At 51.3% G+C, this 13,962-nt stretch carries 15 protein-coding genes and 2 tRNA genes; 2 read left to right on the plus strand and 15 right to left on the minus strand.

Annotation, left to right across the window (positions count from 1 at the left end; genetic code table 11):
* Positions 1-57: 57 nt before the first annotated feature.
* Complete coding sequence (gpmA, locus tag HC231_RS16400; RefSeq protein WP_208227820.1) at positions 58-810, plus strand: 2,3-diphosphoglycerate-dependent phosphoglycerate mutase; 753 nt, start codon at positions 58-60, stop codon at positions 808-810.
* 70 nt (positions 811-880) lie between these two features.
* Here gpmA and aroG read toward each other — a convergent pair whose 3' ends face one another.
* Positions 881-1,936 carry a 3-deoxy-7-phosphoheptulonate synthase AroG gene (gene aroG / locus HC231_RS16405; RefSeq protein ID WP_208227821.1) on the minus strand — a complete coding sequence of 352 codons (1,056 nt, stop codon included), beginning with the start codon at positions 1,934-1,936 and terminating at the stop codon, positions 881-883.
* 435 nt (positions 1,937-2,371) lie between these two features.
* Between aroG and zitB the strand changes: the two genes are divergently transcribed.
* Positions 2,372-3,292, plus strand: a complete 921-nt coding sequence (gene zitB, locus HC231_RS16410) for a CDF family zinc transporter ZitB (protein WP_208227822.1) — start codon at positions 2,372-2,374, stop codon at positions 3,290-3,292.
* 53 nt (positions 3,293-3,345) lie between these two features.
* Here zitB and pnuC read toward each other — a convergent pair whose 3' ends face one another.
* The 14 genes from pnuC to ybgC form a co-directional block, all read right to left on the minus strand.
* On the minus strand, positions 3,346-4,071 hold the full coding sequence (gene pnuC, locus HC231_RS16415) for a nicotinamide riboside transporter PnuC (RefSeq protein WP_208227823.1): 726 nt from the start codon (positions 4,069-4,071) through the stop codon (positions 3,346-3,348).
* Positions 4,072-4,213: 142 nt separating this feature from the next.
* The gene (nadA, locus tag HC231_RS16420) at positions 4,214-5,278 is read right to left on the minus strand and encodes a quinolinate synthase NadA (protein ID WP_208231377.1); all 1,065 of its coding nucleotides are present in this window, start codon (positions 5,276-5,278) and stop codon (positions 4,214-4,216) included.
* Positions 5,279-5,586: 308 nt separating this feature from the next.
* The gene (locus tag HC231_RS16425; RefSeq protein ID WP_208227824.1) at positions 5,587-6,303 is read right to left on the minus strand and encodes a DUF554 domain-containing protein; all 717 of its coding nucleotides are present in this window, start codon (positions 6,301-6,303) and stop codon (positions 5,587-5,589) included.
* Between the two features lie 341 nt (positions 6,304-6,644).
* On the minus strand, positions 6,645-6,881 hold the full coding sequence (locus tag HC231_RS24395; protein WP_208227826.1) for a YqcI/YcgG family protein: 237 nt from the start codon (positions 6,879-6,881) through the stop codon (positions 6,645-6,647).
* The gene (locus HC231_RS16435) at positions 6,808-7,713 is read right to left on the minus strand and encodes a phage integrase central domain-containing protein (protein ID WP_246494548.1); all 906 of its coding nucleotides are present in this window, start codon (positions 7,711-7,713) and stop codon (positions 6,808-6,810) included. The genes HC231_RS24395 and HC231_RS16435 overlap by 74 nt, the downstream gene beginning before the upstream one ends.
* Before the next feature lie 263 nt (positions 7,714-7,976).
* Positions 7,977-8,052: transfer RNA gene (locus HC231_RS16440), tRNA-Lys, on the minus strand.
* 52 nt (positions 8,053-8,104) lie between these two features.
* Positions 8,105-8,180 (minus strand) — tRNA-Lys (locus HC231_RS16445).
* Positions 8,181-8,354: 174 nt separating this feature from the next.
* Complete coding sequence (gene cpoB, locus HC231_RS16450; RefSeq protein WP_208227827.1) at positions 8,355-9,131, minus strand: cell division protein CpoB; 777 nt, start codon at positions 9,129-9,131, stop codon at positions 8,355-8,357.
* Between the two features lie 9 nt (positions 9,132-9,140).
* The gene (gene pal / locus HC231_RS16455) at positions 9,141-9,650 is read right to left on the minus strand and encodes a peptidoglycan-associated lipoprotein Pal (RefSeq protein ID WP_208227828.1); all 510 of its coding nucleotides are present in this window, start codon (positions 9,648-9,650) and stop codon (positions 9,141-9,143) included.
* A gap of 41 nt (positions 9,651-9,691) precedes the next feature.
* The gene (gene tolB, locus HC231_RS16460; RefSeq protein WP_208227829.1) at positions 9,692-10,984 is read right to left on the minus strand and encodes a Tol-Pal system beta propeller repeat protein TolB; all 1,293 of its coding nucleotides are present in this window, start codon (positions 10,982-10,984) and stop codon (positions 9,692-9,694) included.
* Positions 10,985-11,122: 138 nt separating this feature from the next.
* On the minus strand, positions 11,123-12,298 hold the full coding sequence (gene tolA / locus HC231_RS16465) for a cell envelope integrity protein TolA (protein WP_208227830.1): 1,176 nt from the start codon (positions 12,296-12,298) through the stop codon (positions 11,123-11,125).
* A gap of 56 nt (positions 12,299-12,354) precedes the next feature.
* Positions 12,355-12,780, minus strand: coding sequence for a colicin uptake protein TolR (gene tolR / locus HC231_RS16470; protein ID WP_208227831.1), 426 nt, complete (start codon positions 12,778-12,780; stop codon positions 12,355-12,357).
* A 12-nt stretch (positions 12,781-12,792) separates the two neighbouring features.
* Complete coding sequence (gene tolQ / locus HC231_RS16475) at positions 12,793-13,479, minus strand: Tol-Pal system protein TolQ (protein WP_208227832.1); 687 nt, start codon at positions 13,477-13,479, stop codon at positions 12,793-12,795.
* Positions 13,476-13,880, minus strand: a complete 405-nt coding sequence (ybgC, locus tag HC231_RS16480; RefSeq protein WP_208227833.1) for a tol-pal system-associated acyl-CoA thioesterase — start codon at positions 13,878-13,880, stop codon at positions 13,476-13,478. The genes tolQ and ybgC overlap by 4 nt, the downstream gene beginning before the upstream one ends.
* Positions 13,881-13,962: the final 82 nt, after the last annotated feature.

Below are 13,962 nucleotides of genomic sequence, written 5' to 3' on the forward strand. Positions count from 1 at the left end.
GCCCCCTATAATGGAGCGAGTTATCACAGAAATCTTAGGATATGAAGGAGTTTAGCTATGGCTGTAACTAAGCTGGTACTGGTAAGACACGGTGAGAGCCAGTGGAACAACGAAAACCGCTTCACAGGCTGGTACGATGTCGATCTGTCCGACAAAGGTCGTTCAGAAGCGAAAGCCGCAGGTAAGTTACTTAAAGATGAAGGTTTTTCCTTTGACTTTGCTTACACTTCCGTGCTGAAACGTGCTATTCACACGCTGTGGAATATACTGGACGAGCTGGATCAAGCCTGGCTGCCAGTGGAAAAATGCTGGAAACTGAATGAACGTCACTACGGCGCTCTGCAAGGCCTGAATAAAGCGGAAACGGCTGAAAAATACGGTGACGATCAAGTTAAGCAGTGGCGTCGCGGTTTTGCCGTTACGCCGCCGGAACTGACCCGCGATGACGAACGTTTCCCTGGCCACGATCCACGCTACGCCTCTCTGAGCGACAAAGAACTTCCGCTGACCGAAAGCCTGGCCCTGACCATCGAACGTGTTGTTCCTTACTGGAATGAAACCATTCTGCCACGCATTAAAAGCGGCGAACGCGTCATTATCGCCGCTCACGGCAACTCTCTGCGTGCGCTGGTTAAATACCTGGACAACATGAGCGAAGAAGAAATTCTTGAACTGAATATCCCGACCGGCGTGCCGTTGGTTTATGAATTCGATGAAAACTTCAAACCGATCAAACACTACTATCTGGGCAACGCCGACGAAATCGCCGCAAAAGCCGCAGCGGTAGCGAATCAGGGTAAAGCCAAGTAATTACGCGGCTTAACCAGTAAAAAACCCGGCCATCGAGCCGGGTTTTTTTATATTACGCGCCATTCCACGGTTATTTGCTGCGGCGCGCCCGAACTGCCGCCGCCAAGCGACGCAACAGAACTTCCGTATCCTCCCAACCGATACAGGCATCCGTCACGCTCTTGCCGTAGACCAACGGTTCGCCGCTCTCCAGGTTCTGATTGCCTTCAACCAAAGCGCTTTCGACCATCACGCCCATAATCGCTTTTTCGCCCTGCTCAATCTGACGGCTGACGTCTTCACACACTTCCATCTGCTTTTTGTACTGCTTACTGCTGTTCGCATGGCTAAAGTCGATCATCACCTGCGGCGACAGACCCGCTTTTTCCAAACCGACTTTGACCTCTTTAACATGTTCCGAGCTGTAATTCGGCGTCTTACCGCCGCGCAGGATGATATGGCAATCGCGGTTACCGCTGGTATTTACGATCGCGGAGTGCCCCCATTTGGTGACGGACAGAAAACAGTGCGGCGCGCTGGCCGCGTTAATCGCGTCAATGGCGACCTTAATGGTGCCGTCGGTGCCATTCTTAAAACCGACCGGACAGGATAAACCAGAGGCTAGCTCGCGGTGTACCTGGGACTCGGTGGTGCGCGCGCCAATAGCCCCCCAGCTCATCAGATCCGCGACGTACTGCGGGGTGATCATATCCAGAAACTCGCCGGCGGCCGGCAGGCCCAGGTCGTTAATTTCCAGCAACAGCTGGCGCGCAATACGCAGGCCATCATTGATCTGGTAACTATGATCCAGATGAGGATCGTTAATAAGTCCTTTCCAGCCAACCGTGGTGCGCGGTTTTTCGAAATAAACCCGCATCACGACTTCCAGATCGTCACTCAATTCCTGACGCAGTTTAAGCAGGCGGTCAGCGTATTCTTTAGCCGCTTTGGGATCGTGAATAGAACAGGGACCAATAACAACCAGCAGACGATCATCATTGCCGTTAAGTATTTTGTGAATGGCGGTACGCGTAAACGAGACAATTTCCGCTGCGCGATCGGTGGCCGGGAATTTTTCCAACAGCGCTATCGGCGGTAAAAGTTCCTTAATTTCTTTGATTCTTAAGTCGTCAATTTGGTAATTCATAATAATTCCATCGATTTCAAAACGGTATTTTCAACCCACATCCAACGCGCGCCACCGGAATACAAGATAGCTGATAGATTGAGAAACGGAGCTGCTCATGTTGCAGATTGACTATTATATGCCAAGCAAGCGACTTAATCGCGCTGAAATAGGCACTGTTCACATGATCAAATACTGTCAGATCTGAATAAACTACATTTTAGCCGTGCCCAAAAACGCCGCTATGCGCCACCCGCCCCGCCGGCATACATAGCCCGTAGACTTCAAGTTACCGCTTGGCCGAGGCTAAATAATAGAGCCAACGCAGATGCAATCGGGGAGAAGAAAGGTATAAGCTATCAAAAAGCACCATATTGATTATCAGCAGAATTCTTTTTCACTACCGATTACATTACTGTGAGAAAAAATCAGCGCATATCCAACTCAGGACAGACTATGACACATTCGCACCAACACGCGGAATCGGGTAACAGCAAACGGCTGTTGGCCGCATTTATCGTTACCGCGACGTTCATGGTGGCGGAGGTTGTCGGCGGGCTATATTCCGGCTCGCTGGCCCTGCTCGCCGATGCCGGCCACATGCTAACCGATACCGCCGCGCTATTCGTGGCTTTATTAGCCGTACGCTTCGCACAACGTCGGCCCAATGCCCGCCATACGTTCGGCTACCTGCGCCTAACCACCCTCGCCGCATTTGTCAATGCGCTGATGTTGGTGGTAATTACCGCTTTCATATTCTGGGAAGCCATCCAACGCTTTTATGCCCCTCAGCCGGTGGCAAGCGTGCCGATGCTGCTGATCGCCATTGCCGGACTGGTAGCGAATATCGCTGCGTTCTGGCTGCTGCATCATGGCAGTGAAGAGAAAAATATCAATGTTCGGGCAGCGGCGCTGCATGTCCTGGGGGATCTGCTGGGTTCGGTCGGCGCTATCGCCGCCGCGCTGATCATCCTGTTTACCGACTGGACGCCGATTGACCCTATCCTGTCTATATTAGTATCCTGCCTGGTATTGCGCAGCGCATGGGCGCTGCTGAAAGAGAGTATTCATGAACTGCTGGAAGGAACGCCGAGCCAGATAAGTATTGATGCTTTGAAGAAGGATCTGACGCTCAACATACCGGAAGTTAAAAATATCCATCATGTCCATCTATGGCAGGTCGGCGAAAAACCCTTAATGACGCTCCATGCGCAAGTCATTCCACCTTATGACCATGATGCGTTATTAAAACGTATTCAGGATTATCTGCTGAAACATTATCAAATCGACCACTCCACCATTCAAATGGAGTATCAGCACTGCGACGATGACCACTGCGATATCCAACATGCGGAAGGCCATCGCCATCCTCATTAAACAGCGAAAAGAGGCTCCCTGAGAGCCTCTTCCTTATGGATAACGGCCGGGTTTTACGCTCCGGCGGATAGCGGTTCGGAACGGTTTTCCCGCGCGCTCTTAATCCATAGCCAGGAACCATTCAGCGCGATTAACGTCAGAATGGCGTATTCCACCGCCATCGCGTAAACGCCCTGATAGGCGAAAATCACAACGCTAATAACATCGATAACCACCCACAGCAGCCAATTTTCGACATACTTACGCGTCATCAGGATCATGGCGACAATCGACAGCACCGTCATTGTGGAGTCCCAGAACGGGAAGGCGTCCGGCTGCAGCTCCGGCATCTGTACGCCGAGTCCAAGCGCCTGCATGCCTGAAACCGCAACACGCGTCAGCGAGGCAAAAAACGCGTCAATGTAAAGCGTCATCAGCCCAATCGCGACCACACACACTACCGTCCAACCGATCAGTTTCGATAACGGAAGCCAGCGGATTTTGAGCTCCACTTCATGCGCATCAGTCTTGCGCGTCCAGGCGTACCAGCCATAAATATTGGCGGCAAAAAAGAAAATTTGCAGCAACAGGCTGGCGTAGAGCTGAATCTGGAAAAAAATCACCGCAAACAGCGTGACATTAATCAAACCAAACAAATAGTTAATGTTTTTTTCCAGACTTGCCAGCCAGATGCAGAGCAGGCCAAATAACGTACCAACCGCCTCTATCCAGGAGAGATCGTATCCGCCCGCGCCTAAAGGAATGTGAACCAAAATATTGCTGGTACTAAAAAAGTCCATCTCGTTATCCTGTCTTAATGATATGCGAATTTATTTTATATTCTTCATCTTTCAAATCGCGGGAATGTTGACTTCCTACGCCTTGAAACCGGTTGAGAATACATTCAGTAATAAATAAGAAATAAATGAACGCCATGATTTATCAGGCATTTCCGCGTACACGTAATTTCAATGAGGCGGCGAAGTCAAGCATTCTATTCAACGGGATCAACGCCCCCGCTCTCAGCGCGGCATCCACATGAATTTCATGTTTGCCGCCGTTCTGCTCCAGACCGTTGGCGATGGCTTCCAACCCGTTCATCGCCATCCAGGGACAATGCGCGCAGCTGCGGCAGGTCGCGCCTTCACCCGCAGTCGGCGCTTCCAGCAGGGTTTTATCCGGGCACGCCTGCTGCATCTTGTAGAAAATGCCGCGATCGGTCGCCACAATCATCTCCCGCTGCGGCAGGGTTTTGGCTGCCTGAATCAGTTGACTGGTGGAGCCGACGGCATCGGCCATTTCAACCACGCTCTGCGGCGATTCCGGGTGAACCAGAATGGCGGCATCGGGATACAGCGCTTTCATGCGCTTTAACGCCTGGGTTTTAAACTCATCATGAACGATACAGGCGCCCTGCCAACACAGTACATCAGCGCCGGTCTGCTTTTGCACGTAGCTTCCCAGGTGGCGATCGGGCGCCCAGATAATCTTTTCACCCAGACTATCAAGATATTCAATCAGCTCAACCGCGATACTGGACGTCACAACCCAATCAGCGCGTGCCTTTACCGCTGCGGAGGTGTTGGCATATACCACGACGGTGCGATCGGGATGAGCATCGCAAAAACGGCTGAACTCATCGACCGGACAACCAAGGTCGAGCGAGCATTCGGCTTCCAGCGTCGGCATCAGCACGGTTTTTTCCGGATTGAGGATTTTGGCCGTTTCGCCCATAAAACGAACGCCCGCAACCAGCAGCGTTGATGCAGGATGCGTACTGCCGAAGCGGGCCATCTCCAGCGAATCGGCGACACAGCCGCCCGTTTCCTCCGCCAGAGATTGAATTTCCGGATCGGTATAATAATGCGCCACCATCACCGCATTTTTCTGCCGCAATAGGGTCTTTATCCTGCTACGGTAGCGCTGTTTAATCTCGGCCGGTAATGGCTTTGGCTTGGCTGGGAAAGGATAAATTGCTTCATTGCTATCAAAAAGAATGCTCATTATGGATATCCATCATGACAACTCAGAAATTTGAAACGGCGCAAGCCGCACGAACCAGGTTGAATTGTTTTATATCCTAAACAAAATACCGTAAAAAAAGCATGAAGTCGCTCTGTTTTTGCGTAAAAACCGATATTTTGTTTATTGGATTTAAAACAAGAATATTACCTTGGACGCAACTCTTCTGGGTAAGGCGGAGATGAAACAAGGAAGTGGATGGGTCGCCCTAAATCGATGACCGCAAACTGTGGGTACGCCTGAATCACGACGCACCGGCGACGCAGGCGTACCATTACCGCGATTATACGGCGTCAACCAAAAAGCCGATGCCAATACAATGATATAGGGATGACCAGGAATAACGCGGGCAGGAAGTTTACGACGGCGAATATCTTAATCTGCGCAATTCGCAATCCCACCGCAATCATAATAAGACCGCCGCAGGCGGAGAAATCCCCTAGCGTGATGACCGTCATAAACGGCATTATCAATTTGGCAGAGAAAAACAGCAACGCCTGGATAATAAACTGGGGAATGGCGATCGACATCACCGCAAAGCCAAGCGAGATAGAAAAAATCAAAGCGGTAAAAATATCCAGAGCAGACTTAATGATCAGTAACTGGTAGTCGCCGCTCAATCCTTCGGTCAACGCCCCGACGACCCCGGTCCCACTGGCGCAAAACAGCATTATCAGCGCCGTAAAATTCTGCGTATAAACATCCTGCGGCAAGCGGTGTTCCGGCGTTGGAAATACATGGCTAAGCACCCGTTGAATCATCATCCCGGCTCGCTGAACGCCATATTCCATACGACATAGCTCGCCGATCGCAACGCCAATGATAATCGCCAGGGCAACAGCCGGCAGTTGCTGTACTTTAACCACCAGCGTCACGCCCATTGCTATCGATACCATGGCAAACGCAGGCGGCAGACCATCCTGTAACCGCTGGGGTATAAATCGCCGAAGTGCAACGCCGAGCCCGCCACCGATAAGGATGGCCGCGCCATTAATCAAAGGACCGATCATAAAATTCCCTAACCACCGCTCATACCACGATTAGATAATCCATCGTCATTCAGAGGCTCTACAGTCCATAGCAAGGGCCTAAAGTAACGTAATATACAGCAAACCAGAGGATAACGGGAAAACAGGATTAGCGCCGGTTGCGCCATAGATGCATCGATGTGAAAGCAACCCCGGAGAATTAATCTATGCATCTGCCAACGCCGGGCTTTACGGTCTGACGTTCGCTCTAACATGCGAACAGCTTCCTGAAGGCGTAACAGTAAACGTCGCCGCCCCGGCTTTATAACAGGATACTGGTTAAGCTCATGGCGCGGCGCGAATACTCCACTCACCTCATGCTATTAACTATTTATGATAGATAATGACTCGCGGATATAACCCACTACAACATTCCTGCTATGAAAATAGCTGCTCACATTAACAAACCAGCGTTCACCTGAATAACAGTAGGCAAAGTCTGGAGATGATGTGTCTTTGGGTACATCTTCCGGCCATTCACATTTGTCATACTTCAGTGCTTCTATGAGGCATTTCCAGAACGGCCATCGCCTGAGGAGACAGCGGCACCTGATGTTCACGTTTCATCTTCATACGGGCTGCCGGGAGCGTCCAGAGCCGTTTCTCTGTATCAATCTCACACCACATGGCTCCGGCGGCCTCAGCAGGGCGTACAAGCGTCAGAAGCTGCCATAGCAACAGCAGGCGCGTCATCGGAGACAAGTTACTCGTATGAACCCGTTGTATCAGTTCCGGCAAACGTTCCGGGCGAATGGTCGGCATATGCTTCTTCCTGGGCTTCACAAACGCCTCATCAATGGTTGATGCCGGGTTGGCATCCAGCAGGCCTGTATTAATTGCGAATTTCATCACTTCGTTAATCCTCTGCGTCAGGCGGTGCAGGGTTTCCAGTGCGCCACGCAGTCTTACTGGCTCCAGCGCGGCGATAAGCGTATGGGCTTTCAGCGCAGTTACCGGCGTCTGCCCAATAACCGGAAACACGTCACGCTCCAGTGATTTCCAGATATCATCTGCATAGTCGGCGGAGATTTTTGTTTTCTTCACGGCGAACCATCTTGTCGCCACGTTGATAAACAGACTATCCACCGCCAGCTTTTCACGCTCTTCCTCTTCCTGCTCCTGTTTTTTCGGGTCAATGCCTTTTACCAGCAGGGTAAGGTGTTCGGCATGCAGCGTCCGGGCGCTGGCAAGCGACATGGCAGGGTAATGTCCGAGGGTAATGGTGGTTCGGGCAGTCGAACCGGGACGCTTGTAACGAAAGCGCCAGATTTTTTTACCGTTGGTTCTGATGAAAAGGGTCAGCCCCTGTCCGTCGAACAGTTCGTAATCTTTATCGGCGGGTTTTGCCTTCTGGACTTCCGAGGCAGATAAAGGGCGGGTAAGAACAGCCATAAAGTCACTCCTTACGTATCAGTGAAAAATGACAGTGATGGAGTGTGCAATATTCTGTTTTCTGAAGCGTTTTTCAGCCCGAAACTCAATATGGGCCTACAAGACTTCCACCATCAGAGGCATAGGCCCATTCATAGGCCCATTTGCTCTGGCTCCCCCGGTATACTGAGGGGAGCATACAGACGAAAAAAACCGTATCCTGATGACAGTGATACGGTTTTCTTACTTCCCCGGATGCAATGAAACATCCCAAGAATGTATGTTGGTGGGTCGTGCAGGATTCGAACCTGCGACCAATTGATTAAAAGTCAACTGCTCTACCAACTGAGCTAACGACCCGCAATGCGGAAATACTGATGATAAATCCGGAACTAAAACTTAATGCTGAAATTGGTGGGTCGTGCAGGATTCGAACCTGCGACCAATTGATTAAAAGTCAACTGCTCTACCAACTGAGCTAACGACCCAAATTTCATGCTGCTTTAGCGTTTTGCGCTTGCCTTGGCAACGGCGGCATATATTACTAATTTAAATTTTCAACGCAACCTATTTTCCATAAAAACGGCCCGACTGCTTATTCTTCAAACGTTCAGGCACAAAAATTGCCCATAAAGAGCAACTTTTATACCTAAAGGAAAGGATCACGATGCGGAAAGGCGTTTTTGAGCCTGTTTGGCGCTTTCAGTATTGGGATACATTTTTACCACCTGCTGGTAAACGGCCTTGGCTTTGTCCGCCTGACCTTTTTCCTGCATGATTACCCCAACCTTCAGCAAGGCTTCGGCGCTTTTGGGCGATTTAGGATAGTTTTTGACGACGTTGGCAAAGTAGTAGGCCGCATCATCTTTTTTACCCTTGTTGTAATTCAACTGCCCCAGCCAGTAGTTGGCATTGGGTTGATAGGTTGAATCCGGGTATTTTTTGACGAAAGCCTGAAATGCGTTGATGGCCTGATCGTACTGTTTTTTCTCCAGCACCAGGGCAACCGCTTCATTGTAATCGCTATTCGCATCACCGCTACTGGCCGGCGCGGCGCTGTTATCGGCGCCGGTATCCGAACCTGCTGCGGGCGCATTCTGGGTTGGCGTTGCCGCGGAAGAAGACGATGAACTTAGTCCATCAATTTGCTGATAGATCTGTCTCTGCCGTTCAACGACCTGATTCAACTGATACTGACTTTCCTGAATCTGCCCGCGCAGATTATCAATATCACGTTGCGTATCGGAGAGCTGTTGCTGAAGCTGGGTTAAAACCTGACTGTGAGCGTTAGAAATCCGCTCCAATTGAGTGACTCGATCATCTACCGAGCCTGAGCCGACATTACTGATTGGCGCTGCCTGGACAGTAGCGGCCCAGGAGGCCGCTACGCCAACCAGTAACGACAGACCCAATAAGCGATGTCTGAAGTTACTGCTCATGCGATTCTCTTAATAGACCAGAACGGCACGACGGTTTTTGGCATATGCCGCTTCGTCATGACCCAGAACGGCCGGTTTTTCTTTACCGTAAGATACGATAGAGATTTGATCAGAAGAAACGCCTTTGCCCTGCAGGTACATTTGCACCGCGTTGGCACGACGTTCACCCAAAGCAATGTTATATTCCGGCGTACCACGTTCATCCGCATGACCTTCGATGGTCACTTTGTAAGACGGGTTATTACGCAGGAATGCAGCGTGCGCATCCAGCATTTGAGCGAAATCAGAGCGAATATCGTACTTATCCAGATCGAAGTATACGATATTGTTACGCTGTAATTCCTGCATCTGCAGACGAGCCTGCTCAGAAGAAGACGCGCCGCCATTTTCAAAACCGCTGCCGTCGGCGGCACCGATGGAGGATTGGTCACTGCCCGCATTTTTGTTAGAGCTACATGCGGCAACTGCCAGTACCGGCAGAGCCAACATCAGGCCTTTCAGCACTTTATTGAATTGCATCTCTTTGTGTCCTTAAATAGTTTATTGTACATATTCTGCACTTATAGATACGGCGACCAGGCAGGGAATTTAACCTGTCCATCAGTGGCCGGAAGACGCGCTTTGAAACGCCCATCAGTCGAAACTATCTGTAACACGGAACCCAGCCCTTGTTTAGAGCTATAGATAACCATGGTGCCATTAGGTGCGATACTTGGCGTTTCGTCCAGGAACGTGTCCGTTAATACTTGCACGGCGCCCGTTACCAGATCCTGTTTGGCTATATGCTGAACGCCGCTGTTGGAGCTCACCATTACCAGAAATTTACCGTCGGCGCTCACTTCTGAATCCTGATTTTGGGCACCTTCCCAAGTCAGACGTTGAGGCGAACCGCCGTTCACATTCGTTTTATAAACCTGAGGACGTCCAGCCTGATCCGAAGTATAGGCCAAGGTCTGGCTATCCGGGAACCAGCTCGGCTCCGTATTGTTGCTGCGTCCGTCGGTTACCTGGCTGATTTGACCGGAACCCAGATTCATTACATACAGATTCAAGCTGCCGCTCTTGGACAAGGCAAACGCCAGCTTGCTGCCATCCGGCGAGAATGAAGGCGCGCCGTTATGACGAGGGAACGAAGCGATTTGTCTGATGGCGCCGTTCGCCAGCGTTTGCACAACCAGCGCGGAACGACCGCTTTCAAACGTTACATAGGCCAGTTTGCTGCCGTCCGGCGACCAGGCCGGAGACATTAATGGTTCAGGGGAGCGATGAACAACGAACTGGTTGTAACCATCATAGTCCGCTACGCGCAGTTCATAAGGAAACTGCCCGCCGTTGGTTTGAACCACGTAGGCAATGCGAGTACGGAATGCGCCTTTAATTCCCGTCAGTTTTTCAAAAACCTCATCGCTGGCGGTATGTGCGGCGTAACGCACCCACTGTTTCGTTACTTTGAACTGGTTTTGCGCTAATACGCTCCCCGGATTGCCGGAGGTATCAACCAGTTGGTATGAAATAACATAGCTGCCGTCGGCGCTGGGTTGCACCTGACCGACAACAACGGCGTCAATACCCAGCGCTGTCCAGGCGGCCGGCGTCACTTCCGATGCCGTTGCGGGCTGCTGAGGCATACGGCTGGCATCAATCGGGTTGAATTTACCGCTGTTACGTAAATCGGCCCCGACAATACCGCCGATATCTTCAGGCGCGGCTCCCGGCCCAGCCCATTTAAACGGGACGACGCCAATGGGACGCGCGGAGTCTACCCCTTGGGTAATCTCTATTCGTACTTCGGCATGCAGCACCGTTGCCCATAGCATTAAAAAACTTAATGCGACTTTAAATACCCGATTCATTTAATCTCCCTTATCCAGACATGACGTCTGCGATAAATAGCAGAATTTTAACAAAAACAAACCAATGTCAACAAAACACTATAACCTGGTTTGTTTACCATAGTAATAATCTTAAACCTATATCGGTAAACAGCCCGGTTACTGCGGTTTAAAGTCTATTGGCGCATTCTTGAAAGCCTCATAAACATCTGAACTCGGCGGTTTCGGGATCCTCGCCTGTTTTGCTGCGGCAATCGCGGCCTGACACAGGGCTGGATCGCCGCCTTCAGCGTTCACATCGATCAACAGGCCGTCCGGAGCAAGTTTGATGCGCAATGTGCAGGTCCGTCCTTTGTAAAGCTGCCAATCATAAAACTTGTTCTGGATAGCCGCCCGAACCTGGCTGCCATAGCTGTCCAGCGCCGCGCCGGACGCGCCGCTGGTTTTGTTGTTTCCAACGCCGGCCGGCGCGCCGCCGCCCGACTTCGGCGCATTTTTTGATGACGCCAATCCGCCCAGCAAATCATCAACGGCGCTTTCCTGTTTAGCGGCTTCCGCCGCGGCCCGCTTTTTATCATCCGCGGCTTTTTTAGCGGCAGCGGCGGCTTCAGCCTTCTTCGCCGCCTCGGCCGCCGCCTTTTGCTTAGCCGCTTCCGCCGCCGCGGCGGCCTTTTGTTTCGCCAATTCCGCGGCTTTCGCCGCTTCCGCTTTAGCGGCTTCTTCCGCTTTCTGCTTCGCTGCCGCCGCAGCCGCGGCTTTGGCTTCATCTTCGGCTTTTTTCTTCGCAGCCGCTGCGGCGGCCGCTTGCCGTTGAATCTCTTCTTCAGCCTTTCTCTTTGCTTCAGCAGCGGCTTTAGCCTGCTGTTCCGCTTCGGCCTTCGCTTTCGCCGCCGCCGCTTCAGCCTGTTTCTGCTGTTCTTTAGCCTGCTGAGCGGCCTCTTCGGCCTGTTTGCGCTGTTGTTCTTGCGCCAGCGCCTGTTGTTTAGCCTCTTCCTGCGCCTGCAGACGCTCTTTTTCCAACTCTTTCAGCCGCTGTTGCTCCGCCGCCTGCTTCTGCTGCAACTCTTCAGCCTGCTGTTCGGCCTGTTTCTTACGCAACTGCTCGGCGCGCTGCGCGTCGCTCTGCTGCTGTTGCTGACGATTGTATTGTTCGACAACGGCGCTAGGGTCGACCATGACGGCATCAATAGATGAGCCGCCACCGCCGCCACCGCTGGCATCCATCGTTTGCGTCAACGAACTCCAGACCAGCAAAGCAATCAATATGACATGCAGAACAGCCGAAATAATAACGGCGCGTTTCAACTTGTCGTTTTGTTCGGTTGCTTTTAGCACAATCGATTCCCAAAAACAGTATTGCCAGAAATATGCCCGACGATCATCTCGCTAATTCAGATCGGTTGCGTCATCAGCCCAACGGATTTCACTCCGGCCTGATGCAACAGGTTCAGCGCTTTGATAATTTCATCATAAGGAACATCTTTTGCACCGCCAATCAAAAATACCGCTTTAGGGTTTTCCGCCAGACGAGCCTGAGCCTCAGCAACCACCTGTTCCGCCGGCAGTTGTTCCATCCGGTTTTGTTCAATCACCAGGCTGTATTGTCCGACGCCCGACACTTCAACGATCACCGGAGGATTATCATTGCTGGAAACCGTTTTGGAATCCGTAGCATCCGGCAGATCGACTTCAACGCTCTGCGTGATAATCGGTGCGGTCGCCATGAAGATCAGCAACAGCACCAGCAGCACGTCCAGCAGCGGAACAATGTTGATCTCGGATTTCAGTTCACGACGCCCTCTGCGTAGTCGAGCCATGATCCCCCCTGATTATTTACTGCTATCGCTGGAGAAGGCTTGACGATGCAGGATGGCAAGGAACTCTTCCATAAAGTTATCGTAATTCTGTTCCAGCTTGTTTACCCGCTGGTTAAGGCGGTTATACGCCATAACGGCGGGTATCGCCGCAAACAGACCAATAGCCGTTGCAATCAACGCCTCGGCGATACCAGGCGCGACCATCTGTAGCGTTGCCTGTTTCACCGCGCCCAAAGCGATAAACGCGTGCATAATGCCCCAAACGGTGCCAAACAGGCCGATATACGGGCTGATGGATCCCACGGTGCCCAGAAACGGGATATGCGTTTCCAATGCTTCCAACTCGCGATTCATGGAAATACGCATCGCCCGGGATGCGCCTTCAACAACCGCCTCCGGCGCATGGCTGTTGGCGCGATGCAGGCGAGCGAACTCTTTGAACCCGGAATAAAAGATTTGTTCTGTTCCCGTCAGCGTATCGCGGCGGGTTTGACTTTCCTGATACAAGCGAGACAGCTCGATACCTGACCAAAATTTATCTTCGAATGCTTCGGCATCACGCGTCGCCGCATTCAGAATGCGGGTACGCTGGATGATGATCGCCCAGGAAGCGATGGAAAAACAGATTAAAATCAGCATGATTAGTTTGACCAGAAGGCTTGCCTTCAGGAACAAATCAAGAATGTTCATGTCAGTCACTGCTTAAACTCCGCGACAATAGACTTAGGAAGCGCGATGGGCTTCATTTGATATGGATCGATACATGCGATCAAAACGTCAGCCTGACTCAGTAATTTGCCATCTGAATTAAGAATGCGCTGTAAGAAAGTCAGAGAGGCACCACGTATCGAAACGATTTCGCTTTGCACCTCCAACAGATCGTCAAGACGCGCCGGAGCATAATACTCCACCGCCATTCGGCGAACGGCAAAAGCGACATGCTCACGCATTAAGGCTTGCTGATGAAAATTGTGTTCACGCAGCATTTCTGTCCTCGCCCTTTCATAAAAGGCGACGTAGCGTGCATGGTAGACAACACCACCTGCATCAGTATCTTCAAAGTAGACCCGAACTGGCCAGCAGAACAACGTATTACTCACTCTACATCCCGGCAATGCTATAAACACCGCTACTATACGCAAGAGAAATGAGGTTGGGAATGGATTGCAACAATGGAAAGAA

Origin of the sequence: Brenneria izadpanahii, from assembly GCF_017569925.1 — a bacterium.
GTDB lineage: Bacteria > Pseudomonadota > Gammaproteobacteria > Enterobacterales > Enterobacteriaceae > Brenneria > Brenneria izadpanahii.